The sequence below is a fragment of the Actinoplanes lutulentus genome, assembly GCF_003259845.1.
Lineage (GTDB): Bacteria > Actinomycetota > Actinomycetes > Mycobacteriales > Micromonosporaceae > Actinoplanes > Actinoplanes lutulentus.
The window spans coordinates 210,790-234,208 of sequence record NZ_QLMJ01000006.1 but is presented as its reverse complement, the minus strand read 5'-3'; the positions used below and the strand labels follow the sequence as shown (position 1 = coordinate 234,208).

Sequence of the window (23,419 nt, the reverse complement as noted above, 5' to 3'; positions counted from 1 at the left end):
AGAGTAGGCGCTTGTGAAGGCGTGCACAAATCGCGATCTTGTCGGGACAATTGGACAGGATCGACTCGGCTGTGTTAGCCGAGCCGACCTGTGAAGTATTACCGAGCGATCCCCGCCAGGGCCACTTGACTCAGAGTGACATGGCCGTCGTTACCGCGCCTACCAGCGTGTCGGCGACCGGATAGCCCGAAGTGCGCAGCCGGTCCGGATCGGTGAAGCCACCGGTGTAGAGAACCGCGCGGCCACCCACCGACTCCGCCGCGTACGCGTCGTCGAGCGAGTCGCCGATCAGCACCACCTGGCTGCCCTCGACGCCGAGACCTTCGAGGTGCCGGGCCAGGTGCCCGGCCTTCATGTCGCCGCCCACCTCGGTGCGCAGTCCGTCGATCCGGGCGAAGAGCCCGGCCAGGCCGTACGTCTCGACGGCCGGGATCAGCTCGCTGTGGAACCACATGGAGAGCAGCGACTGGGTGCCCGGCCAGGTCTTGATCGCGGCCATCGCGTCGGCGGCAAGCGAGATGTCGGTCAGCCCGAGCCGGTACGCGTCATGGAAGATCCGGTCGAGCCGGCCGAACTCCTCGTCGTCCACCGCCCGGCCCAGCATCTCGGCGTAGAACTCGGCGACCGGGCGCCGGAAGGTCCGCCGGTGCTCGTCGGCGTCGACGTTGCGCGCGCCGACCGAGGTGAAGGCCGTGTTGGTCGAGGAGACCACCAGGTGAAGATCGTCGAGAAGAGTGCCGTTCCAGTCCCAGACCAGGTGCTTAGCTGTCACGAGGAGCCAAGTTACAGGCGTGGTTCCCCTGGTTGTCGAGACAAATCCCGCAGCAGGCGCTCCTCTTCGATGCGCCAGTAACCGTGTTCCTTGCCGTCCAGCAGCAGCACCGGTACCCGGTCGCCGTACTCGCGTTCCAGCTCGATGTCGGCGTCGACATCGACCTTGGTCCACTGCTGCGGCGCGATCCGGTCCAGGGTCTGCTCGGCGACCTCGCAGAGATGACAGCCGGCCCGGCTGATCAGGGTGAGTCGGTTCACAGCTCTCTCTTCCGTACTTTGCCCGTCGCCGACCTCGGCAGCTCGGTGACCAGCTCGATGCCGGGCAGCTTGAACCGGGCCAGCCGGGCCGCACACCACACCTGCAGCTCGGTCACGCTCGGCGCCGGGTCGCCGGTGAGCACCACGTACGCGTGCGGCCGCTGCCCGGAATCCGGGTCGGGGACGCCGACCACGGCGGCGGCGGCCACCCGCGGGTGCCCGTCCAGTACCCGTTCTATCTCGGCCGGGTACACGTTGAAGCCGTTCACCAGGATCAGCTCGCCGATCCGGTCGACCAGGACCAGGTCGCCGTCGCCGTCCGCGTACGCCACATCGCCGGTCGGCCACCAGCCGTCCGCGTCCGGTCCGCCGCTCGCGTCCGGCCAGTAACCGGAGAAGAGGTTCGGCCCGCGCACCACGATCTCGCCGGGGTCGGTGCCGGCCGAACCGGCCACGTCCAGGTCGAGATCGCCGAGGTCCTCGTCGACCGAGGCGGTGCCGTCGCGCCACAGCTCGGCGCCGGCCCGGTTGCGCAGCAGCAGCTCGACGCCGGGCAGCGGACGGCCGATCGAGCCACTCTTGTCCCGGTGACTCACGGCCGTCGTGGCCAGCACGGGTGCCGTCTCCGTCAACCCGTACCCGATCATGATGTTCTTGCCGGTCAGCGCGCGGAAGCGCGCCGCTGTGCCCGAGCCCAGCGGCGCCGCGCCGCAGACGGCCGTGCGCAGAGCGCGCAGCGAGTCCCGAGCCTCCGGGTCGGCGATCCAGGCCTGGTACATCCCGGGCACACCGACCACGACGCTCACACCGTGCTCAGTGATCAGCGCGGACGCGGCCGCCGGCTCGAAGCGCTCGGCCAGCACCCCGGTCGCCGCGTGGTGCGCGACCGTCCCGAGCCCGGTGTTGAGCCCGTAGGCATGGAAGAACGGCACCGCGAGCAGCACCACGTCGTCCGGGCCGACCACCGGCGGCTCGATCCGGTCCAGCTGGTCATGGTTCGCGGTCAGCGCGGCGTGGGTGAGCATCGCGCCCTTCGGCCGCCCGCTCGTCCCCGACGTATAAAGCAGGACCGCGAGATCTCCGGCGCCCACCTCCGGCAGGATGCCGTCCCCAGCTTCCAGATCCGTGGGTACGCGCGAAGCGGTGACCAGACGCAGCCGGGGAGGCCCCGCCGGTTCCCCGATGATCAGCACCGCACCCGAATCGGTCACCGCGTGATCGAGCTCGTCGGCGGTGTAACCGGGATTGAGCGGCACGGCCACCCGCCCGGCGCGCAGAACTCCGAAGTAGGCGATCGCGAAGTCCACGGTGTTGCCGAGCACCAGGGCGATCCGATCACCCGGAGCGGTACGCGCGGCGGTCCAGCGCGCCGCGGCTGACACCTGACTGTCCAATTCCGCCCATGTGAGGACCGCGTCACCGGCGATCAGGGCAGGCCGGTCGGGACGGCGACCGGCGGCCTCGGCGACCGGATCGCGAGCGGGTTCCTCCACGAGGCGAGAGTTTGGCACAAACGGCCCCCGAGCGGCATGCCGGACAGCGCGTCCGTTCGCGGAAACAGGCCATCGGTGATGGTGAGGACGACTCAGGATGCCGTTAAAGATCCGTTTCGCGGCTTTGCGCGCAGCGCACTTGTTGTGCGACTCGCTGTGTCCGAAGTCGGTGATACTTCCGTCTGCGTAACGGAATCCACACCAACGGGTGAGGTAAACCGGCTTTTCAGCGGGTTGCTTCACCCCTTTTGTTGTGAGTGACCACCCTCATCCCGAGGAGGCCGCTGTGCCACACAAAGCACCTAGTAATGGCGAATTCACGTCTGGCGGGACTGAATCGCAACTGTCACAGGCCCGCCGGGTTGAGGAGGCGAAGTGACTCATGTGTACGCAGAGGACCCGTTCCACCGCGATGTCCTCGCGGCCCGGCTCGCGCTCAATGAAGGTCTGAACGCCCTGCGCGAGTCATTCGACGGCATGATCGTGAACGCGATCCGCGGTGAGAGCCCGAAGCAGACCGGCAGCCGCCGGACTCCGAACGGACCACCGGCCGTCACCCAGCCGCACGCAGGCAACGGGAAGTTCGGTGGCGGCCGGGTACAGTCGCCGCGCCCACCGGCCCAGCCGACCGCAGGCCAGCGGTCGAACATCGGCGAGCCCGAGACAGCGCCCGGCGACCACACAGTGGTCCTGCCGACGCAGAGCACCACCGGACCGCCCACCGAGACCGCGCCGCCGAAACACCCGGCCCGGCCGGATCGTGGCGACCCCGCGGCCGAGGTCTGGGCGCTGGTCGAACGGGCACAGGCCGGCGAGTCCGAGGCGTTCGGACTGATCTACGACCGGTACGTCGACACGGTGTTCCGGTTCGTCTACTTCCGGGTCGGCAACCGCCAGCTCGCCGAGGACCTCACTTCCGACACCTTCCTGCGCGCTCTCAAGCGCATCGGAAGCTTCACCTGGCAGGGCCGTGACCTCGGTGCCTGGCTCGTCACCATCGCCCGGAACCTGGTCGCCGACCACTTCAAGTCGGGCCGGTACCGCCTTGAAGTGACCACCGGCGACGTCCTCGACGCCGACCGGGAGGACCGCGGGCCGGAAGGCAGCCCGGAGTCCGCCGTCGTCGACCACATCACGAACGTCGCTCTGCTCACCGCGGTCAAGCAGCTCAACCCCGAGCAGCAGGAGTGCATCGTGCTCCGGTTCCTCCAGGGCTTCTCGGTGGCCGAGACCGCGAAGACCATGGGCAAGAACGAAGGCGCCATCAAGGCCTTGCAGTACAGGGCCGTCCGAGCGCTGAACCGGCTCCTGCCGGAAGGGTTCCAGTCTTGATCCGGCGCTCTCGGATGTCGATCTCCGATACCCGATGGCACCCTCTCTCACCCGTAACCGGGGCCGCGTGTCGCGCGTTTGTCCGGATGCGACCCGGGGCAGAGAAATCCGACTCGGTCGCCTACGCCGGCCCGCAGGCCGGCGAGACAGTCACGAGCGAGGGGAGGTGCCCACGGTGAAGTTCGAATTCCTGGACCGCCGGAGCGCCGAGCGCTTCGCGGAACTGATCGACGAGGCCGGCGGCGTCCCGAGGCACCACACCCGGGGACAAACCGACGAGGAGCTCAACCGGCTGGTCGCCATCGGCAACCGGCTCGGTACGGCCCGGCCGGTCGCACCGGTCGACTCCGAGTTCCGCGTCGGCCTGCGCGCCATGCTGGTCGCGACGGCCGAGCGGGACGGCATCGGCCTGACCGCCGTCAATGACGCCGCACCGGTCGCCGACACCGTCGACGGAGCCAGGCGTTCGTTCTTCGGGCGCCGGATCCGAGCCCGGGGAGCGATCGTGATCGGCGTTGCCGCCGGCGCGATGGCCGTCTCCGGGATCTCCGCGGCGAGCGAGAGCGCGTCGCCCGGCGACGCGCTGTACGGGGTCAAGCGCTCCACCGAAAGGGCGCAGCTGGCGATCGCCGGATCGGATGTGTCGAGGGGTCAGCTGTCGCTGGACTTCGCCCGCAACCGGCTCACCGAAGCGGTTGCCATGGATGGCGACGACCCGGCGTTCCGCACGGTGCTCGACGACATGGACGCCGACACCCGCAAGGGTGTGCGGCTGCTCAACACAGCGGTGGTCTCCAACAAGGACCGCAAGCCGCTGACCACACTCAACGGTTTCGTCTCGACGCAGCGCAAGGCGTTCGAGCCGGCCATCGACGAGCTCTCCCCGGCCAACCGGGACCGGGCCGCGGCCTCGCTGGCGCTGCTCCAGGACGTCACGGCCCGCAGCGAGCAGCTGCGGACCGGGCTGAACTGCGAGAAGATCACGCCGAACGGCTCCGACGAGCTCGGACCGAAACTGCGTGACTGCGACGGCGACTCCAACGCCGGAGCGGGCACGCAGTCGAAGCCGGGGCACACCGGCGGCGGAAGCAAGTCCTCATCGAAGAACAACGAGGACCCGGACGCCACGCCGAAGCCCTCGAAGAGCGGGATCACCGCGAAGCCGGACGTCTCCGGTGACGCGACCCTGCCGAGCACGGTGGCTCCGACAACGCCGGCGACGAACAAGAAGCCGACGAAGACCAGTACGGTCACGCCCAGTCCGTCCGAGACGGTCACGACCCCACCGGTCGTCATCGACGAGGAGCAGGACAGCGGTGTGCTGGACGGGTTGCTCGACAACCTGTTCTGAGTAACACGCCAGACGATGGCGAGGGGCGGTGCCGAAAGTCGCGAGACTTCGGGGCCGCCCCTCAGTCGTCACTATAGGACGGTCCGGGCGATTCATTCCAGTGACTGGCGACAATCAGTCACTGAGTGGTCACGGACCGAACGCGTCCGGGCGCTTCTCCAGCAGCTCGTGCAGGGTCGCCTGAATCGTTTCCCGTACCTGGTCCGCCAGGTTGTAGACGACCAGCGGGTCGTCGGCGAACTCGGTCAGATGCGCGGTCGGGATCGGCGGGCAGAACTGGATCAGCCACTTGCTCGGCAGCGGCACCAGACCCAGCGGGCCCAGATGCGGGAAGGTCGGCGTCACCGGGAAGTACGGCACACCCAGCAACCGGGCCAGCGGCTTCAGGTCGGCCAGGATCGGGTACGTCTCCTCGGCCCCGACGATCGCGACCGGGACGATCGGCGTACCGGTGCGCAGCGCGGCCGAGACGAACCCGCCGCGACCGAAACGCTGGAGCTTGTAGCGCTCGGAGAAGCGCTTTCCGATGCCCTTGAAGCCCTCGGGGAAGACACCGACCAGCTGGCCGCTGGTCATCAGCCGCTCGGCGTCCGGGTTGCAGGCCACCGTGGCACCGGCCGCGCGGGCCAGTTCGCTCATCAGCGGCATGCGGAACACCAGGTCAGCGCCGAGCAGGCGTAGGTGCCGTTGTTTCGGGTGCTTGTCGCGCATCGCGACGGTGAGCATCAGGGCGTCCAGCGCGATCGTGCCGGAGTGGTTGCCGACCACCAGGCCGCCGCCGTCGGACGGCACGTTCTCGATGCCGAGGACTTCGGTACGGAACCAGTCGCGGTACAGCAGTTTCAGGATCGGCTGGAACACCGCGTCGGTCAGTTCCGGGTCGAAGCCGAACTCGTCCACCTCGTATGCCCCGGAGAGCCGGCGGCGCAGGAAGGCCAGGCCGTCCGCGACCCGCTGGTCCCACACGTCCGGTGCCGCGACGGCAGGCTCGACGGGTTTCTCCGGGATCGGCCGGTTCCCGTTCACCCGCTGCGCCGGTGCGGGCGTGGGCAGCTGGAAGTCGGCGTGCCCGGGCAGCAGATCACGACGGTACTCATCCTGGCTCACGATCGGTCGCTTCCCGCCCGCACTCCTGCCGAGGTGTGACCGGCAGGGACGGATGCGGGCTCAGCAACGCCGGCCGGTGCCGGGGAAGCGGCGGCCCGGACCCGGCGGATGCCGTCCAGGATCGCCTGCTCAGCGGCGGCCAACCGGTCAGCGGTGATCGTCGAGCCGGCCACGTGCGCCTTGATGAACTCGTCGAACGCTTCCGCGGTGGTACGCGGGGTGAAGTCGAACTCACGGATCAGGCGGGAGGTGTCCACCACCCGACCGTGCACGAAGAGGTCGATCTGGTCCAGGCCGATCTGCTCGACGCCGAGATTGCGGAGCAGGGCCGCACCGGTGGAGAGCGCGGACTCGGGCAGCGGCAGGGAGACCCGGCCGGCCCGGCGGACCGCCTGCGCGAGCATCAGGACACCGGCACCGGCCACGTTGAACGTGCCGGGGTGGTCCTCGACCACCGAGCGGTGCAGGATTTCGAGCGCGTCCTCGACGTGCACGAACTGGAGGCGCGCGTCGCGGCCGAGCACGGTCGGCACGACCGGCTGGGCGAAGTATCTGGTCAGCGAGGTCTCGGCCGTCGAGCTGATCATGGGGGCGAAGCGCAGCACAGTAGCGGCGACCTCGGAACGGCGCCGGCGGAAACCGCGGACGTACCCCTCGATGTCGAGGATGTCGCGGGCGAACGGCCCACGAGGCACGGCACGAGGCTCGGTGTCCTCGGTGAAGACCGCCGGGTCACGGAACGATGCGCCGTACGCGGCCGTGGACGAACGCACCACCAGCTTGCGCAGGCCCGGCGCGCCCTGAGCGGCCGCGAGCACCTGCATGGTACCGATGACGTTCTGTTCCTTCATCGCGGCACGACCGCCGTGCTGGACGTCGGGCACGCTGGTCACAGCCAGGTGGACGACGGCCTCGGCGTCGAGCTCGGCGATGGCCTCGGTGGCCGCGCGAGCATCGGCCCGGATCCGTTCCACGCCCTCCAGCAGGCCCAGAAGGCCGGCCGGCGGGTCGTGCGGATCCAGGCCGACGACACGATCGATCCGTGGGTCAGCGGCGAGGCGTGCGGCCACCCGAGCGCCGATGTAACGGCTGACTCCGGTGACCACGACGACGCGGGGCGGTGAGGTCACCACGGGCGCACCTCTCGATGCGTTGTCGGGATCCTCTGTCGAGGCAAGCGACGGCTCAGGCCGGGTGATGCACCCGGCCGTCCGTCACTTGCCGAGACGGCGACGCTGGACGCGGGTCTTGCGCAGCAGCTTGCGGTGCTTCTTCTTCGCCATACGCTTGCGGCGCTTCTTGACCACGGAGCCCATACGAAAAGCCTCTCGAAACCATGTGATGGACCGGCAGAACCCGAGGGCACGACCGGCTCCGGACTGGACGGGCGCCCGGGCCTGCTGCGCCACGATCGGCGCGCGAACCGGGAACCAACCGCTCCAGCGTACCGGGACGGTCGCACCGGGCCAACACGACCCCGGTCTGGCGCCGGGGCGACCGTCGTCAGGCGCTCTGTGAGAAGGCGCCGCGAAGATATTCGTGTACCGCGTGCTCGGGCACGCGGAACGAGCGGCCGACCCGGACCGCGGTGAGGTCACCGCCGTGCACGAGCCGGTAGACGGTCATCTTGGAGACCCGCATCAGTGCGGCCACCTCTGCCACCGTCAGGAACCGTACCTCCGAGAGTCGTTCCTCGGTCTGGGCTGGACCCGTCATCTCGTTCGCACCGATCCTTTCGCAGGCACGTGCGTGTCATCAGAACGGTATCGATACTGCTGTGACCAACGCGATGCGTTCCGTGAAATGCCCACAAAAAGTCAAGCCCGACACGCCAGATCTGCGAAGTTTTGACCCTATTGAGTTACTTCCGGGAGGTTACGACCTTCGCGACGAAGCCCATCCCGGCCGGGCGCTCGGCGATCCGGCGCATCAGGTACCCGTACCACTGCTCTCCGTACGGCAGGTAGACCCGCACGGTGTGCCCGCCGGCGGCCAGGCGCGCCTGCTCGTCCGGGCGTACGCCGTAGAGGAGCTGGAACTCGTACTCCCCGGTGGAGCGGTCGAACCAGCGGGCCCGGTCCTCGCCGATCGCGATGAGCCGCGGGTCGTGCGTCGCGACCATCGGGTAACCCTCACCGGACATCAGGATGTTCAGGCAGCGCACGAACGACTTGTCGACGTCGAGCGCCGACTGGAACGCCACCGACTCCGGCTCGGAATACGCACCCTTGCAGAGCCGGACCCGCGACTTGGCCGTCGACAGCTCCCGGCAGTCCCCCTCGGTACGCCGCAGGTGCGCCTGAAGCACCGCCCCGGTGTTCGGGAACTCCTCCCGCAGCGCCAGGAGCGTCTCCAGCGTCGCGTCCGTGGTGGTGTGGTCCTCGGCGTCCAGCGTCACGCTGGTGCCCGCCTCGGCGGCAGCGGCGCAGATCGCGTGCGCGTGCTCGCGCGCGAGCTTCTCGTCGATCCGCTGACCCAGCGCCGACAGCTTCACGCTCACCTCGGCCGCCGGCGTCAGACCCGAGTCCCGCAGCCGGCCGAGCAACGAGACGTACTCGTCGCGCACCGTCACCGCCTGCTCGATGGTCCGGGTGTCCTCGACCAGATGATCGAGAGTGACGGCCAGGCCGTCGTCGGCGAGCTCCCTGCTCACCCGCAGGGCCTCATCGGCGCTGCTGCCGGCGACGAACCGCCGCGCGAGGCCCTTGCTGACCGGGGCGGACTCGACCAGACGCTCGAGCCGGGAGGAGCCGGCGGCGGCGATAAAGAGGGAACGGAGCATGTGCCGAGGGTAACCTCCGGAGGAGTCCGCAAACCCCGCCGCGCTTCATACATGCCCTACCCGGCAACGTCCCGCTACCGTTGTCGGGTGAACTTCGATGCGTACGCCCGGACGGCAGTCGACCTCGTCAACGCCGGACTGGACGATCTCGCCGGGTTGCGGGCCCTGTTCTCCGGCGAGCAGGCATACATGCGGGATCAGGTCGCCGAGAAAGACGTCGTCGCGTTCCGCCGCGCCCAGCGGCGCCTGCGCGAGGTCTTCGAGTACGGCACGACCGGCCGCGACGCCGAGGCGGTGCGCGAGCTGAACACCCTCCTCGAGGCGTACCCGGTGCAGCCACGCATCTCCGGGCACGAGGCGAGCGACTGGCACATGCACGTGACCAGCCGCGGCTCCTCGGTCAGCGCGGAATACCTCGCGGGCGCGGCGTGGGGCCTGGCCGTGTGGCTCTGCGAGTACGGCAGCGTCCGGTTCGGCATCTGCGCCGACGAGCGCTGCGGCAACGTCTATCTGGACACGTCGTCGAACAACTGCCGCCGGTTCTGCTCGGAGCGCTGCGCGACCCGCTCGCACGTGGCCGCGCACCGCGCCCGCAAGCGGGCGGCCAGCCTCACGCCGGCGTGATCGCCGTTTCGGCGGGGGCGAGGTAACGGCGAGCGAACTCCAGGGACTCCCGCAGGTCGGCCTCGCGGGCCGCCCGGCTGGACGCCTTACGAGTATTGATCTCCAGCGCCACCGAGCCGGTGAAACCGCGGCCGGCCAGCGACTGGAGCAGCTCGGCGCACGGCTGGTTGCCCCGGCCCGGCACGAGGTGCTCGTCGCGGCCCTCACCGGTGCCGTCGCCGAGGTGCACGTGCCGCAGGGCGGAGCCCATCTTGTCGGCCATCTCCAGCGCGTCGATCCGGGACGCCGCGCAGTGCGAGAGATCCAGCGTGTACGCGTCGAAGCCGGTCTCGGTCGGGTCCCAGCCCGGGGTGTAGGGCACGAACCAGCGACCCGCCATCTTCACCGGGAACATGTTCTCCACGGCGAAGGAGAGGTCGGGGTGCCGGCCGCGCACCTTGGCAAGGCCCTCCGCGAAGTTCTTGGCGTAATCGCGCTGCCAGCTGAACGGCGGGTGCACCACCACGGTGGGGGCGCCGAGCGTCTCGGCGAGCTGGGCCGCCCGGCTGAGCCGCTCCCACGGGTCCGAGCTCCAGACCCGCTGGGTGACCAGCAGGCAGGGTGCGTGGACGGAGAGCACCGGGACGTCGTAGTGGTCGGCCAATCCCTTCAGGGCGCCGGAGTCCTGGCTGACGGCGTCGGTCCACACCATGACCTCAAGGCCGTCGTAGCCCACGGTGGCCGCCATCTCGAAGGCGGCAGCGGTCGGCTCCGGGAAGACTGAAGAGCTGGAGAGAAGCACAGGAACGCGGGAACTCACGCCCCAAGCGTAGCCGCGCCCGGCACGCCCGGATATATCAGCTCTAAACGGTCATGATCCACTGGTGGGCGTACGCTGAGCCGGATGAGCCGCTCGCAGCCTCCCGCCGAGGTCTCCCTCGACTTCCCTCGGGAGTGGATCGAGTTTCTCGATCCCGCCGACGAACAACACCTCGTCCGAGCCGATCTGACCTGGCTGCTCTCCCGCTGGACCTGCGTTTTCGGCTCCGCGTGCCGTGGCATCGTGCCCGGCCGGGCCGAGGACGGCTGCTGCTCGCACGGCGCGTTCTTCACCGACGCCGACGACGAGAACCGGATCAAATCGGCTGCGGCGAAGCTCACTCCGGAGACCTGGCAGCACTACCGGCGGGGCTTCAAGAACTACACCGAGATGGACTCGGTCGACGGAACAAAACCCGCACGGCGTACAGCCACCCGATCCAGTGACGGCCCGTGTGTCTTTCTGAACGAGAAGGACTTCCCTGCCGGCGGTGGCTGCGCTCTGCACGCCCAGGCTCTGCGCGACGGGGTACACCCGCTGAAATACAAGCCGGACGTCTGCTGGCAGCTGCCGATCCGCCGGGAACAGGACTGGATCAAGCGGGCCGACGGGACGAAACTCCTGCAGTCCACGTTGACCGAGTTCGACCGCCGCGGCTGGGGGCCGGGCGGCCACGACCTCGGCTGGTGGTGCACGTCAGCACCGGACGCACACGTCGGCACCGAGCCGATGTACATCACGTACGCACCGGAGCTGACTGAGCTGGTCGGCGAGGTCGCGTACGCCAAGCTCGCCGAGCTCTGCGCGGCCCGCCTCAAATCCGGCCTGATCGCCATCCACCCGGCCACCAAGGCGGCCGGCACACCGCGCAAGCGAGGCGGACGTGAGCCCGCCTCGCCGCGCGCGGCCGATCAGGGCTCGAACTTGTAGCCGAGACCGCGCACCGTGACGATGTAACGCGGTGCCGACGGCTCGGGTTCGACCTTGGAGCGCAGCCGCTTCACGTGGACGTCAAGGGTCTTCGTGTCACCGACGTAATCGGCACCCCAGACGCGGTCGATCAGCTGGCCTCGGGTGAGCACCCGTCCGGCGTTGCGGAGCAGCAGCTCCAGCAGCTCGAACTCCTTCAGCGGCAGCTGGACGCCGGCGCCGTCGACGGTGACCACGTGCCGTTCCACGTCCATCCGGACCGGGCCGGCCGCGAGCGTCGGGGTGGTCACCTCGGCGGCCTCGGTGCCCTGCCTGCGCAGCACAGCGCGGATCCGGGCGACCAGCTCACGGGGTGAGTACGGCTTGGTGACGTAGTCGTCCGCACCGATCTCCAGACCGACGACCTTGTCGATCTCGCTGTCCCGGGCGGTGACCATGATGATCGGAACGGCCGAACGCTGCCGCAGCTGGCGGCAGACCTCGGTGCCGGACATCTCCGGCAGCATGAGGTCGAGCAGCACGATGTCGGCACCAGTCCGGTCGAACTGCGTCAGGGCCGAGGTTCCGGTCGCAGCGACCGACACCTCGAAACCCTCCTTGCGCAGCATGTAGGACAGGGCGTCGGAGAACGACTCCTCGTCCTCGACCACGAGCACGCGGGCCAATGTGGTTCCTTCCGTCGTCGGTGGCCGGGTCAGCGCCCGGCCACACCGGACTCGATCTCAATCGCCGTCGGTGACGGCGAAGCGGCTTCAGGGGGACGCGCGGGTAGGCGCAGGGTGAACGTAGAACCGTCGCCGAGTGCACTCGTGACGTCGACACGGCCGCCGTGGTTGGTGGCGATGTGCTTGACGATGGCCAGGCCGAGGCCGGTGCCACCGGTTGATCGCGACCGTGCCTGATCGGCGCGGTAGAAGCGTTCGAAGATCCGGTCGACGTCCTGAGGCGAGATCCCGATGCCCTGGTCGGCGACGTCGATCTCGATCCAGTCGTCGATCTCGCGCATGGTGAGCAAGACCTTGGTGTCCTCGCCCGAGTACGCGATCGCGTTCTCCACGAGGTTGGTGACCGCCGTGGCGATCTGGGTGTCGTTGCCGTACGCCATGGCGCCCTTGGGCCCGTCGACGACGACCTCGATGCTCTTGGCCGAGGACGTGGTCCGGGTCCGGTCCACCACTTCGGCGATCACCCAGTCGAGCGAGACCGGCTCCGGCTGCGGCAGCGGCTCGGCCCCTTGCAGGCGGCTGAGTTCCAGCAGCTCGCTGACCAGCCGGCCCATCCGGGCGGACTCATGATGGATGCGCTCGGCGAACCGGCGCGCCGCCAGCAGGTCCTCGGACTGCGCCTCGGGTGCCGAGTCGGGCAGCTGGGTGGCGTCCAGCAGCGCCTCGGCCAGCAGCTGGAGAGCCCCGATCGGGGTCTTCAGCTCGTGACTGACGTTGGCCACGAAGTCGCGGCGGACCCGCGCCAGCCGGTGCGCCTCGGTCACGTCGGCAGCCTCGATCGCGACGTGCGTCGAGTTCAGCGCGACGGCTCGCAGGTGCACACCGAGCGGAGCCTGTGCCCCACCCGCGCGACCTCGCGGGAGGTCCAGCTCCACTTCGCGACGCACGCCTGTGCGTCGCACCTGCCCAGCCAGGGTACGCAAGATCGGGTGCGCCGCGATCGTGCCCGGCGCTCCTCCCGACCGCAGCAGTCCCATCGCGCGGGCGGCTGGGTTCACCAGCACGGGGTAGTCGTCCGCATCGAGCACGACGACACCCACCCGCAGCGAATCGAGGCTTTTGCGACCGAGCCCTTTGAACCCGTTCTTGCCTGCCGGGCGGTCATCGTCCGGTTCGATGGCGGCGCTCCCCTCCTGCGGCCCACGCGGGGCCGTCTCGGCCTGCCGGCGGACCCGAGCCAGAAGCAGGCCCGCTCCCACGCCGACGGCGAGCGTGACCAGGACGAGGCCGACGACGTACTTCCATTCCACGCTGCGATCGTAGGGTCAATGTTTACCTGCGCTACAGGGCCAAAGGTACGAATCGGGCCCGCTTCCAATAATGTTCACCACTACGCCTGGCGTCGTTCACCAGTGTTCATGTTCGCGCCGCTGGGTCCGCCTAACCTGGGCAGCACACCGGCCGCCCGAGAACCGGGCCGGCCCTGAGGAGCACCGGGATCAAGACATGCGCGAGGAGTACCAGGCTGACCTCGTCGAGGTGGGCCGTCTTTTGGTGACCATGGCAGAGTCGGTTCGCGCCACCCTGCGCAAGGCGACGACCGCGCTGCTGACCGCCGACCTCAAGGCCGCCGAGGCCGTGATCGAGCGTGACGCCGAGGTTGACGCCATCTACGAGCAGGTCGAGCTGAAAGTGGCGGACATCATCGCCCGGCAGGCGCCGGTCGCGAGTGACCTGCGTCGGGTGATCACCACCCTGCACATCTCCGCTGATCTGGAGCGGATGGGCGACCTGGCCGAGCACGTGGCGAAAACCGCCAAGCGCCGGCACCCGTCGCCGGCCGTGCCGGCCGAGCTGCGGCCGACCTTCAAGGAGATGGCCGACGTCGCGGACCTGATGGCCGAGAAGATCATCAAGCTGCTGGGCGCGCCGAACGTCGCGCTCGCTGCGGAACTGGAGAAGGACGACGACGCGATCGACGACGCCGAGCGTCATCTGTTCAAGATCATGCTGGCCGACGACTGGCCTTACGGCGCGGAGACCGCGATCGACGGCGCCCTGCTGGGCCGTTTCTACGAGCGGTACGCCGACCACGCCGTGAACATCGGCGAGCAGGTCATCTACCTGGTCACCGGCGAGTCACCGGCCGGAGCGAACTGAATTGATCCCAGTGTTCGCGGCGTGACTTCCGCGGCCTGAGGATCCGAAGGCCGGGACACCACGGGGGTGTCCCGGCCTTCGTCGTTCCTACGTTCTTACTTCTCTTACTTCTTGCCCTGGTTGGCGACCGCGGCGGCGGCCTCCTTCGCGGCGACCGGGTCGAGGTACGTGCCGCCCGGGTTGGTCGGGCGCAGGTTCTCGTCCAGGTCGTAACGCAGCGGGATGCCGGTCGGGATGTTCAGCTTCGCGATCGCCTCGTCGGAGACGTCGTCGAGGTGCTTCACGATGGCGCGCAGCGAGTTGCCGTGCGCCGCGACCAGGACCGTCTTGCCGGCGCGCAGGTCCGGGACGATCTGGTCGTACCAGTACGGCAGGGCCCGCTCCAGCACGTCCTTCAAGCATTCCGCCTTCGGGAGCAGTTCCGGCGCGAGGCTCGCGTACCGGGCGTCGCCGGCCTGGGAGAACTCGGAGCCGTCCTCGATCGGGGGCGGCGGTACGTCGTACGACCGGCGCCAGAGCATGAACTGCTCCTCGCCGTACGCCTCCAGGGTCTGCTTCTTGTCCTTGCCCTGCAGCGCGCCGTAGTGGCGCTCGTTCAGACGCCAGGATCGCTTCACTTCGATCCAGTGGCGGTCGGTCAGGTGCAGCGCGATCTCGCTGGTCCGGATCGCGCGACGCAGCAGGCTCGTGTGCACCACGTCGGGCAGCACGCCCTGCTCCTTGAGCAGCTCGCCGCCGCGCCGGGCCTCGTCCTCACCCTTCGCGTCCAGGTCCACGTCGACCCAGCCGGTGAAGAGGTTCTTGGCGTTCCACTCGCTGTTGCCGTGCCGCAGCAGCACCAGGGTTCCAGTCATGACCTCATCTTCCCTCTCCCGCATGGTGGCCGCGCGGGCACCCGCCATCGTGTCCACCGACACGTCGAAAACCGGTTGCCCCACCCCCTAAGTTGTAAGGGAACAGAGCATGATCACTGCTTACGGGAGGCGTCGTGTCGGGTTGGTTACGGCAGGCCGCGGGCGGATTGCCCCGGCAGTTCTGGTTCCTCTGGACCGGGACGCTGATCAACCGGCTCGGGTCGTTCGTGGTGCTGTTCCTGAGCATCTACCTGACCGGCGACCGCGGCTTCACCCAGACGCAGGCCGGTGTCATTCTCGGTCTTTACGGCGCCGGCGGCGCGATCGGCGTCCTCACCGGCGGCGTGCTGAGCGACCGCTGGGGACGCCGGCCCACCATGCTGGTCGCGCAGTTCGGCGCCGCCGCGCTGATGCTCACGCTCGGGTTCGCGCACACCTACTGGCAGATCGCCGCCGTCACGTTCCTGCTCGGCGCGTTCGCCGAAGGTGTCCGGCCCGCGTTCTCCGCGATGATGGTCGACGTCGTGCCGGAACACGACCGGGTCCGGGCGTACTCACTGAACTACTGGGCGATCAACCTCGGCTTCGCGCTCGCCGCGGTCGCGGCCGGCCTCGCCTCCCAGTTCGACTACCTGCTGCTCTTCGTCGTCGACGCGGGCACGACACTGCTCACCGCGATCATCACGGCCATCTTCCTGGCGGAGACCAGGCCGGCGCGTAGCCGTACCCAAGAAGTGACCGCACCCGGCGGCATGGGCACCGCCTTGCGTGACCGGGTCTTTCTCGTCTATCTGCTGCTCAGCCTGGCGTCGGTGCTGGTGATCCTGCAGCACGCGTCCACGCTGCCGCTCACGATGCTCGCCGACGGCCTCTCCGCAGCGACTTACGGCGCGGTGATCGCGGTCAACGGTGTGCTGATCGTTCTCGGACAGCTCTTCGTCCCGAAGCTCATCGAGGGGCGCAACAGCGCCAAGGTCCTGGCACTCGCCGTCTTGATCATCGGCGCCGGCTTCGGGCTGGTCGCCCTCGCCGACACCCCCCTTGTGTACGCACTAACGGTGACCATTTGGACACTCGGTGAGATGCTCCAGTCGCCGAGCAACGCGGCCACCGTCGCGGCGCTGTCCCCGCCCGCGCTGCGCGGCAGGTACCAGGGCCTGAACTCGCTGTCGTGGTCGGTCGGCACGGCTCTGGCCCCGATCCTCGGCGGGCTGGTGCTGCAGAAAGCCGGCGACGCGGTGCTGTGGGCGGGCTGTTTCGCACTGTGCGCGATCGCCGCGGTCGGACAGCTTCTCTCCGGTCCGGCACGGGAGCGGAGGGCGGCCCTGCGACGCGCCGAAGAGGCCACGCTCGAATCACGCATGAACGCCGTCTCGGTTCCATAGAACACATCGGACAGTGAGTGAAATCGGCTTTCCCCAAAGGGGCCGCGACCAAACGCGCGCGCCAATGGAGAATCGAAGAGAGTGCGTCACAAGTTAGACCGCACAAACAAAAGCGCCGGCGGCGGCGGGCGGCACCCATCCCCATAGGCGCCGCCCGCACTAACCGCCGGTCTCGGGTCGCGCCGTCCCCCAACGGCTCATGCCACCCGTCCCCAAACGCCGAACCGCGGCGATCATTGCTGATCGACCCGTTCCCCGAACTAACGCTCCGGCGTCCATCGACCACGCTAGTTGGGGCAGTCAAGCCTCACAACCCGATTTCGTGTCGACATCTGTCTCAACCGTCACAGAAACCAACAATCAACCGATCGGACGAGTAGGCAATCACTCTTCCGGGCTCCCCGGCACGGAAGAAATCACCACTCATCGATAAGCGGATGTTCACCCGAGAACCCATCGAGCGCATCGGGAAGCCCCGATATAGTCCGCCCTAGATCAAATTCCCCCCATCGATACGGTGTCCGGGGTTTCCCGCCTTCCAGGGTTTCCTCCAGCCGGCCGCGACGTGTTGCCTCAGCCACCCGCGAGACAGCAGCACCAGCCAGCCGGCGTGGAGTTTGCAGGGCGGGCGTGCGGCGGGTTGGGGCGTGCGGCGGGTTGGGCGTGCGGCGGGTTTTCGGCGGCATCCAGCCGCGCACAGGCCTCCATGCCGATCGTGGCCCCGAACCACAGCCCGACGGAACCGACGGCAACCGCAGCCCGCACGGAAACCACAGCCCGCACGGAAACCGCAGCCCGCACGGAAACCGCAGCCCGCACGGAAACCGCAGCCCGCACGGAAACCGCAGCCCGCACGGGAGCCGCAGCCCGCGCGCGCCGCGGCCCAAGATCGCGCAGGCCAGGGCGAGTGTGTCGACTTCGGGTTCACTACGCCCCAAACTCGACACACACCCCGCGAACCACCTGCCCTGTGTCGATTTCGGGTTCGATACGCACCTCAACTCGACACACACCGGGCGGGAGCGCCCACGGGGCGATGACCCGCCAAGCAGACCGGCCCCAGCTGCTGGGGCAAGCCGACTGGCGGGGCAAGCCGTAGCTCAGATAGGTCATCAGCCCCGATGACATATCTGAGCTACGGCTCACCCCGCGGAGACGGGGCCTGCGGCGATAGAACACGCCCGACCACAGGTCGACGCCACGATCCCCAGTAGGCGGCTACCTCAATTGACCAGCAGTGACAGCCGGGCGGGCGGGCCTCACAGGGTGGACAGGACACCACCGTGAGCGCCCGTCCAGGGCAGGCCGGGTGCGTCCGTCACCCCCGGGACGGCGCACGCTTTCCGCGTGCGCTCACCGGGACGGAATCGCCGACCGGCGTGGACGAGGACACACGTAACAGGCGATTCGCGGGGATGAAGCCACACGTAACGACATTGTGCGGCTTCGTCCATGCCAGGGCCGAGACAGGAGCTCACGCACGCGCTGTGTGAGGCCTCATCACCACTGCCAGCCGCTTACGTGGGGCCTCATCACCACTGCCAGCCACTTGCGTGAGGCCTCGCACAGCAGCGGGCACCCCCAGAACCCGATCACGCAGACGGCGCCTGGTCAGGGGTTGGTGGGGCCTTCGGCCAGGTGTTTGAAGGCCTGCAGGTTTGCCAGGGACTCGCCTCGCTTGACCCGCCACTCCCACTCGCGGCGGATGGAGGATCCGAAGCCGATCTCCAGCATCGTGTCGAACGATTCGTCAGCATATGTCAGGACAGAGCCCAGGATTCGGTCCAGCTCGTCGTCGTCCAGGCCCTTGAGGGAGACCCGGCCCGTCAGGTAGACGTCGCCGGCGGTGTCGATGGAGAACCCGACGCCGTACATCCGGGCGTTGCGGCGCAGCATCCAGGCCCACAGTTCTTCGTGGCGCTCGTCCGGGCGGCGCATCACGAAGGCCTCGATGCGCAGCGAGTGCTCGCCGACGATCAGGTTGCAGGCCGTCTTGAGTTTGTGGGTGCCGGGCAGAGTGACCACAAAGGACGACTCGCCGGTCGGTTCCCACTCCAGCTCGCGCGAAGTCAGGAACTCGGTGATCAGCTTCTTCACCATGCGTACGTCGCCCCCTCCAGCCGCGCTGCGATCAGCGCGCGGTGTTCGGTCACCGCGTCACGGTAGACCCGCAGCAGGTTGTCGGCAGTGCGATCCCAGGAGAACTGCGACGCGTGGGCGACCGCGCCGGCGGCCAGCCGGTGGCGTTGTGCGGGTGAGTCGAGGAGCTGTTCCAGTACGCGAGCCCAGTCTGCCGGGTCGTGCCCGTCGACGAGCACGCCGCTGATCCCGTCCTGGACCGCGGTGACCAGGCCGCCGACCGCGGCGGCGACCACCGGGGTCCCGCAGGCCTGCGCTTCGAGCGCGACCAGCCCGAACGACTCGTTGTACGACGGCACCGCGACCAGGTCGGCGGCCCGGTACAGCGCGGCCAGGTCGGCGCCGGTCTGCGGGGGCAGGAACACCACCGAGTCGGCGACGCCGAGTGAGGCGGCCAGCTCGATCAGCGAGGTGGGCCGGTCCAGGCCGCTGCCGCTGGGTCCGCCGCAGATCACCACGGTGACGTCGGAGGAGCCACCGCCGGCGCGCATCTCGGCGAGCGCGGAAATCAGCACGTCGGGGGCCTTGAGCGGCTGGATCCGGCCGACGAACGCGATGATCCGGCCGTGCTCGGGCAGGCCGAACCGGGCCCGGTCGGCGTCGCCGGGGCGGAAACGCTCCAGGTCGACGCCGGGCTGCACCACGCTGACCAGGCGAGGGTCCGCGCCGTAGTGGGTGATCAGGTCCTGCGCCTCGAACCGGGTGTTCGCCACCAGGCGGTCGGACTCGGCGATGACCTGCTCCTCGCCGATCACCCGGGCCCGCGGCTCGGGCCGGTCACCGACCGCGATGAACTTGTTCTTCACCTTGGCGAGGGTGTGCGCGGTGTGGATGTGCGGCACACCCCAGCGCTCCCGGGCGAGCCAGCCCACCTGACCGGAGAGCCAGTAGTGCGAGTGGATCAGGTCGTAGTAACCGGGCGGGTGCGCCGCTTCGGCCCGCAGCACGCCGGTGGTGAAGGCGCAGAGCTGCGACGGCAGCTCCTCCTTGTCGAGGCCTTCGAACGGCCCCGAGGTGACGTGCCGCACATGCACGCCGGGCGACATCTCGACCAGCGGTGGCAGCCCGCTCGCGGTCGCCCGGGTGAAGATCTCCACCTCGACCCCGCGCGCTGCGAGACGCTTCGCAACCTCCACGATGTACACGTTCATCCCGCCGGCGTCGCCGGTGCCCGGCTGCTCCAGCGGGGAAGTGTGCACGGACAGGGTGGCGATCCGCCGAGGAGTAGGAGTAGGCCACGAGCCGGAACCCGATCCCACGTTGACTCCCTCCGCTTCAGCGCCGCTTCCAGTGTGAAAACTTGTTGCGCCAACGTTCATCTTCCCCATCGGCAGGGCGTGAACCACCATGCAGCCGAGCGAGGGTGACCCAGGTCATGAGGGAAGATCGGTACATGGAGAACATCGCAGTGGTCACCGGAGCCTCGAGTGGCATCGGCGCGGCGACCGCACGCCGCCTTGCCGCCGAGGGATTTCACGTGGTCGCCGTGGCCCGGCGGGCCGACCGGCTGGACGCGTTGGTCAAGGAGATCGGTTCGGGCGCGACCGCTGTCGAGTGCGACGTGACCTCGGACGAATCGGTCGCGCGGCTCGCCGAGACGGTTTCCGGGCTGGGCACTCTCACCCTGCTGGTCAACAACGCGGGCGGGGCGCGCGGGGCGGACCCGGTGTCGGCCGGGTCGGTCGACGACTGGCAGTGGATGTACGACGTCAACGTGCTCGGCACCCTGCGGGTCACCAAGGCGCTGCTCCCGGCCCTGGAGGCAAGCGGCGCCGGCACGATCGTGACGATCGGCTCGACCGCTTCGTTCGTGGTCTACGAGGGCGGCGGCGGTTACACGGCGGCCAAGCACGCGCAGACCGCGCTGGTCGGGACGCTGCGGCTGGAACTGTCCGGCAAGCCGGTCCGGGTCATCGAGGTCGACCCGGGGATGGTCCGGACCGACGAGTTCGCTCTGAACCGTTTTGATGGTGATCAGAGCAAAGCGGACGCGGTCTACGCCGGCGTCAAGGAACCGCTCATCGCGGACGACATCGCTGACATCGTCGCGTTCGCGGCCACCCGTCCGCACCACGTCAACATCGACCGGCTGGTGGTGCGGCCGATCGCGCAGGCCGCCCAGCACAAGGTGCACCGGGAGAAGTAAGACGTGAAGCCGCTCGGCGCCATCACCCGGGGGACGACCAATCCCAACCGGTTACGCCGTGTGGACAACTTTCTCGCGTACAGATGCTCGTCGCTCTTGAAAGAAGCGGCGCAGCCGCTAGTTATTGATCTTGGTTATGGCGCCACGCCGGTCACTGCGGTAGAGCTCCGCGGCCGCCTTGCGGCCGCGGTGCGACCGGACGTCACGGTGGTCGGTTTGGAGATCGATTCGGTACGCGTAACCGACGCCCAACCCCACGCGGATCCGCCGTTTCTGAAATTCCAACGGGGTGGATTCGAGCTGGCCGGGCTGGCGCCGCACGTGGTGCGCGCGTTCAACGTGCTGCGTCAGTACCCGGAGGACGAGGTGTCCGCGGCCTGGCGGACGATGACCGCGACCGGCGCGCTGCTGATCGAGGGCACCTGCGACGAGCTGGGCCGGATCGCCACCTGGGCGGTGGTCGAGGCCGGTGTGCCGAGCACGCTGACCCTCTCCGCCCGGCTGCCGGACCTGGAGCATCCGGCGATCTTCGCGGAGCGGCTGCCGAAAGCGCTGATCCACCACAACGTGCCGGGTCATCCGGTGTACGAGTTGCTGCGCTCGCTCGGCCGCGCGTGGGAGACCGAGGCGACGCCGTTCGGGCCGAGACAGCGCTGGCTCGCCACCGTCCGGCGGATGCGCGCCGAGGGCTGGCCCGTGCTGGACGGTCCGGCCCGATGGCGGCTCGGCGAGCTGACGCTGCCCTGGCCGGCTTAGGCCACCACGGATTTAAGGGCTTCCAGAAGCGCGTCCGCGGTGAACGGCTTCTTCACCAGCAGGGCGTCCTCGCCGACCAGGCCCTTGGTGACGGCGATGTCCTTGGGCAGCCCCGAAATGAAGACCACCCCGAGCCCCGGACGCAGGTCTCGCGCGGCACCGGCAAGCTCACCGCCGGAGACACCCGGCAGGGTCAGGTCGGTGACCAGGGCGGCGATCTCCGGATGCGCACGGCAGACCGAGATGGCCTCCTCGTGATCACCGGCCACCAGTGTCGCGTACCCACGGCGCTCCAGCATGCGGCGCATGATGTCGCGCAGATCCTCTTCGTCGTCGACGACCAGGACGGTCGGCTTCTCAACGACCGGCGCCTCGGACATGCGTTCCTCCTCGGGGCTGTGGTCGAACATCACGCTATCCGCCACCGGGCCCGGAGTAAGGCGCTTTGCCAACCGGCAGTGCTTTACCGGCACTGAAACGGCGAACGCCCCGCGACGCAGTGGACGTCGCGGGGCGTACGGGACTGCAGAGCCTCAGGAGGCGAGGTGACCGGTGTAGAGGAGCTTGTTCGGCGAGCCGGATCCGGGGCTGCGGACCAGGCCCGAGCCGGCGTTGGCGACCAGGTCGTCGCGGACCTGACGAGGCGTCCAGGCCGGGTGCTCGGCGAGCACCAGGGCGGCCGCGCCGGCGACGTGCGGCGATGCCATCGAGGTGCCGCTCATCGTCTTGACCGCGGAGTTCGAGCCCTTGCCGGCCGACTGGATGTCCACGCCGGGCGCGAACAGGTCGAGGCAGGTGCCGTAGTTGGAGAACGAGGCCCGCTTGTCGAACTTGTCCACCGCGCCGACCGTGATCGCGTCGGGCGTACCGCCGGGCGAGCTCTTGCAGGCGTTCTTGTTCTCGTTGCCGCCGGCGATCGCGTACGTCACACCCTTGGCGATGGACCGGTTGACGGCCGCGTCGAGGGTTTTGCTGACCGGGCCGCCGAGGCTCATGTTCGCCACGGCGGGCAGCTTCGCGTTCGCGGTCACCCAGTCGACGGCCGCGATGAAGTCGGAGAACTTGCCGGAGCCGTCGCAGCCGAGGACCTTGAGCGCGACCAGGTCGATGTCCTTGGCGACGCCGTAGGTCGCGCCGCCGATGGTGCCGGCGACGTGCGTGCCGTGGCCGTTGCAGTCGTTGGCCGTCTTGTCGTTGTCGACGAAGTCCCAGCCGTTGCTGGCCCGGCCGCCGAACTCCTGGTGCGAGACCCGGACCCCGGTGTCGATCACGTACGCCGTGACGCCGGCGGCTGAGGTGTACCGGTAGCTCTTGGAGAGCTTCGCGGTGCGCTGGTCGATCCGGTCCAGGCCCCAGGTCACCTGCTCCGCCTGGGCGCTGGGAACCGCGGTGCTGCTGATCGTCGCGTCCTGCTCGACGTACTGCACGGACTCGTCGGCGGCGAGGCGGGCCGCCTGGAACGCGGTCGCGTGGAGCTGGAATCCGCGTACGGTCGAAAGGTAGTTCGCGCCGACCGTTCCGCCGTACTCGCGCACCAACTCCTGCGAGGCTGAGGGAACACGGCCCGCGGCGGCCGAGCCGGGCTTGAGCACCACGATGTAACTGCCCGGCACCGCGCCCTCAACGCCGGCGCCGGTGATGACGCCCAGCTCAGCGGCGGCCGGAGCGGCTGATGCCGGCGCGGCAAGGCCGAAGAAGGTCACGGATGCGGCGCTCGCAGCAGCGATGAGACGTACGGCCTGGAAGCGGGCGTCGGTACCGAACATGCGGTGTCCTCTCGGTCTTGCTCCGGCCAGAAGGCATGCCGTAGCGACTTGAGGGAAATGTTGAACTGAGACGAGAGCGCATCCGGGTCCTGCCGAGG

The 23,419-nt window shown here is 68.9% G+C and carries 23 protein-coding genes and 1 pseudogene; 8 read left to right on the top strand and 16 right to left on the bottom strand.

The annotated features are described in order from the left end of the window. Positions 1–130 precede the first annotated feature (130 nt). The 3 genes from B0I29_RS16395 to B0I29_RS16385 are packed head-to-tail and all read right to left on the bottom strand — an operon-like array spanning position 131 to position 2,525. Positions 131–772: an HAD family hydrolase gene (locus B0I29_RS16395; protein WP_111649852.1), complete on the bottom strand. Its 642-nt coding sequence runs from the start codon at positions 770–772 to the stop codon at positions 131–133. A gap of 11 nt (positions 773–783) precedes the next feature. Then, positions 784–1,032, bottom strand: a complete 249-nt coding sequence (locus tag B0I29_RS16390) for a glutaredoxin family protein (RefSeq protein WP_111649851.1) — start codon at positions 1,030–1,032, stop codon at positions 784–786. Beyond that, complete coding sequence (locus B0I29_RS16385) at positions 1,029–2,525, bottom strand: AMP-binding protein (protein WP_111649850.1); 1,497 nt, start codon at positions 2,523–2,525, stop codon at positions 1,029–1,031. The genes B0I29_RS16390 and B0I29_RS16385 overlap by 4 nt, the downstream gene beginning before the upstream one ends. A gap of 375 nt (positions 2,526–2,900) precedes the next feature. Between B0I29_RS16385 and B0I29_RS16380 the strand changes: the two genes are divergently transcribed. Both B0I29_RS16380 and B0I29_RS16375 read left to right on the top strand, forming a co-directional pair. Beyond that, positions 2,901–3,857, top strand: coding sequence for an ECF subfamily RNA polymerase sigma factor, BldN family (locus B0I29_RS16380; protein ID WP_111649849.1), 957 nt, complete (start codon positions 2,901–2,903; stop codon positions 3,855–3,857). Positions 3,858–4,023: 166 nt separating this feature from the next. After that, a pseudogene (locus B0I29_RS16375) lies at positions 4,024–4,896 on the top strand (DUF5667 domain-containing protein); the annotation flags it as partial. A gap of 441 nt (positions 4,897–5,337) precedes the next feature. Here the strand turns inward: B0I29_RS16375 and B0I29_RS16370 are convergent. The 5 genes from B0I29_RS16370 to B0I29_RS16350 all read right to left on the bottom strand — a co-directional run bounded on the left by B0I29_RS16370 (position 5,338) and on the right by B0I29_RS16350 (position 9,097). Next, complete coding sequence (locus tag B0I29_RS16370; protein WP_111649847.1) at positions 5,338–6,315, bottom strand: lysophospholipid acyltransferase family protein; 978 nt, start codon at positions 6,313–6,315, stop codon at positions 5,338–5,340. Beyond that, the gene (locus B0I29_RS16365; protein ID WP_245972557.1) at positions 6,312–7,448 is read right to left on the bottom strand and encodes an NAD-dependent epimerase/dehydratase family protein; all 1,137 of its coding nucleotides are present in this window, start codon (positions 7,446–7,448) and stop codon (positions 6,312–6,314) included. Before B0I29_RS16365 ends, B0I29_RS16370 begins: the two co-directional genes overlap by 4 nt. A gap of 81 nt (positions 7,449–7,529) precedes the next feature. After that, positions 7,530–7,631 carry a 30S ribosomal protein bS22 gene (locus tag B0I29_RS16360; protein ID WP_007465623.1) on the bottom strand — a complete coding sequence of 34 codons (102 nt, stop codon included), beginning with the start codon at positions 7,629–7,631 and terminating at the stop codon, positions 7,530–7,532. Between the two features lie 187 nt (positions 7,632–7,818). After that, complete coding sequence (locus tag B0I29_RS16355) at positions 7,819–8,031, bottom strand: helix-turn-helix domain-containing protein (protein ID WP_014447695.1); 213 nt, start codon at positions 8,029–8,031, stop codon at positions 7,819–7,821. Between the two features lie 145 nt (positions 8,032–8,176). Beyond that, entirely contained in the window at positions 8,177–9,097 is a 921-nt protein-coding gene (locus B0I29_RS16350) for a proline dehydrogenase family protein (protein WP_111649846.1), read from the bottom strand. An 87-nt stretch (positions 9,098–9,184) separates the two neighbouring features. Between B0I29_RS16350 and B0I29_RS16345 the strand changes: the two genes are divergently transcribed. Next, positions 9,185–9,721 carry a CGNR zinc finger domain-containing protein gene (locus B0I29_RS16345; protein ID WP_111649845.1) on the top strand — a complete coding sequence of 179 codons (537 nt, stop codon included), beginning with the start codon at positions 9,185–9,187 and terminating at the stop codon, positions 9,719–9,721. On the opposite strand, the gene B0I29_RS16340 is transcribed toward B0I29_RS16345, so the two are convergent. Then, on the bottom strand, positions 9,708–10,520 hold the full coding sequence (locus tag B0I29_RS16340) for a sugar phosphate isomerase/epimerase family protein (protein ID WP_111649844.1): 813 nt from the start codon (positions 10,518–10,520) through the stop codon (positions 9,708–9,710). The two genes, B0I29_RS16345 and B0I29_RS16340, sit on opposite strands and share 14 nt — an antisense overlap. An 84-nt stretch (positions 10,521–10,604) precedes the next feature. Between B0I29_RS16340 and B0I29_RS16335 the strand changes: the two genes are divergently transcribed. Continuing rightward, the gene (locus B0I29_RS16335; RefSeq protein ID WP_111649843.1) at positions 10,605–11,450 is read left to right on the top strand and encodes a DUF3109 family protein; all 846 of its coding nucleotides are present in this window, start codon (positions 10,605–10,607) and stop codon (positions 11,448–11,450) included. On the opposite strand, the gene B0I29_RS16330 is transcribed toward B0I29_RS16335, so the two are convergent. Both B0I29_RS16330 and B0I29_RS16325 read right to left on the bottom strand, forming a co-directional pair. Beyond that, entirely contained in the window at positions 11,432–12,115 is a 684-nt protein-coding gene (locus tag B0I29_RS16330) for a response regulator transcription factor (protein ID WP_014447701.1), read from the bottom strand. The genes B0I29_RS16335 and B0I29_RS16330 overlap by 19 nt on opposite strands. A 29-nt stretch (positions 12,116–12,144) precedes the next feature. Next, positions 12,145–13,425 carry a sensor histidine kinase gene (locus B0I29_RS16325; RefSeq protein WP_111649842.1) on the bottom strand — a complete coding sequence of 427 codons (1,281 nt, stop codon included), beginning with the start codon at positions 13,423–13,425 and terminating at the stop codon, positions 12,145–12,147. A gap of 196 nt (positions 13,426–13,621) precedes the next feature. Between B0I29_RS16325 and phoU the strand changes: the two genes are divergently transcribed. Further along, the gene (gene phoU, locus B0I29_RS16320) at positions 13,622–14,275 is read left to right on the top strand and encodes a phosphate signaling complex protein PhoU (RefSeq protein ID WP_111649841.1); all 654 of its coding nucleotides are present in this window, start codon (positions 13,622–13,624) and stop codon (positions 14,273–14,275) included. A 104-nt stretch (positions 14,276–14,379) separates the two neighbouring features. Here phoU and B0I29_RS16315 read toward each other — a convergent pair whose 3' ends face one another. Then, positions 14,380–15,129, bottom strand: coding sequence for a phosphoglyceromutase (locus B0I29_RS16315; RefSeq protein WP_181557831.1), 750 nt, complete (start codon positions 15,127–15,129; stop codon positions 14,380–14,382). A gap of 134 nt (positions 15,130–15,263) precedes the next feature. Between B0I29_RS16315 and B0I29_RS16310 the strand changes: the two genes are divergently transcribed. Next, positions 15,264–16,514 carry an MDR family MFS transporter gene (locus tag B0I29_RS16310; protein WP_111649840.1) on the top strand — a complete coding sequence of 417 codons (1,251 nt, stop codon included), beginning with the start codon at positions 15,264–15,266 and terminating at the stop codon, positions 16,512–16,514. 1,611 nt (positions 16,515–18,125) lie between these two features. Here B0I29_RS16310 and B0I29_RS16305 read toward each other — a convergent pair. Both B0I29_RS16305 and mshA read right to left on the bottom strand, forming a co-directional pair. Continuing rightward, entirely contained in the window at positions 18,126–18,614 is a 489-nt protein-coding gene (locus B0I29_RS16305; RefSeq protein ID WP_111649839.1) for a type III secretion system chaperone family protein, read from the bottom strand. Beyond that, the gene (gene mshA / locus B0I29_RS16300; protein WP_375790631.1) at positions 18,608–19,972 is read right to left on the bottom strand and encodes a D-inositol-3-phosphate glycosyltransferase; all 1,365 of its coding nucleotides are present in this window, start codon (positions 19,970–19,972) and stop codon (positions 18,608–18,610) included. Before mshA ends, B0I29_RS16305 begins: the two co-directional genes overlap by 7 nt. A 74-nt stretch (positions 19,973–20,046) precedes the next feature. Between mshA and B0I29_RS16295 the strand changes: the two genes are divergently transcribed. Next, a complete protein-coding gene (locus B0I29_RS16295; RefSeq protein WP_111649837.1) occupies positions 20,047–20,799 on the top strand; it encodes an SDR family oxidoreductase in 753 nt (250 codons plus the stop codon). Positions 20,800–20,802: 3 nt separating this feature from the next. Further along, positions 20,803–21,555, top strand: coding sequence for a class I SAM-dependent methyltransferase (locus tag B0I29_RS16290; RefSeq protein WP_111649836.1), 753 nt, complete (start codon positions 20,803–20,805; stop codon positions 21,553–21,555). Here B0I29_RS16290 and B0I29_RS16285 read toward each other — a convergent pair. Together B0I29_RS16285 and B0I29_RS16280 are read right to left on the bottom strand one after the other, a co-directional pair. Beyond that, complete coding sequence (locus tag B0I29_RS16285; RefSeq protein ID WP_245972556.1) at positions 21,552–21,965, bottom strand: response regulator; 414 nt, start codon at positions 21,963–21,965, stop codon at positions 21,552–21,554. The genes B0I29_RS16290 and B0I29_RS16285 overlap by 4 nt on opposite strands. Positions 21,966–22,088: 123 nt before the next feature. After that, positions 22,089–23,321: a S8 family peptidase gene (locus B0I29_RS16280; RefSeq protein ID WP_111649835.1), complete on the bottom strand. Its 1,233-nt coding sequence runs from the start codon at positions 23,319–23,321 to the stop codon at positions 22,089–22,091. Between the last annotated feature and the right edge of the window lie 98 nt (positions 23,322–23,419).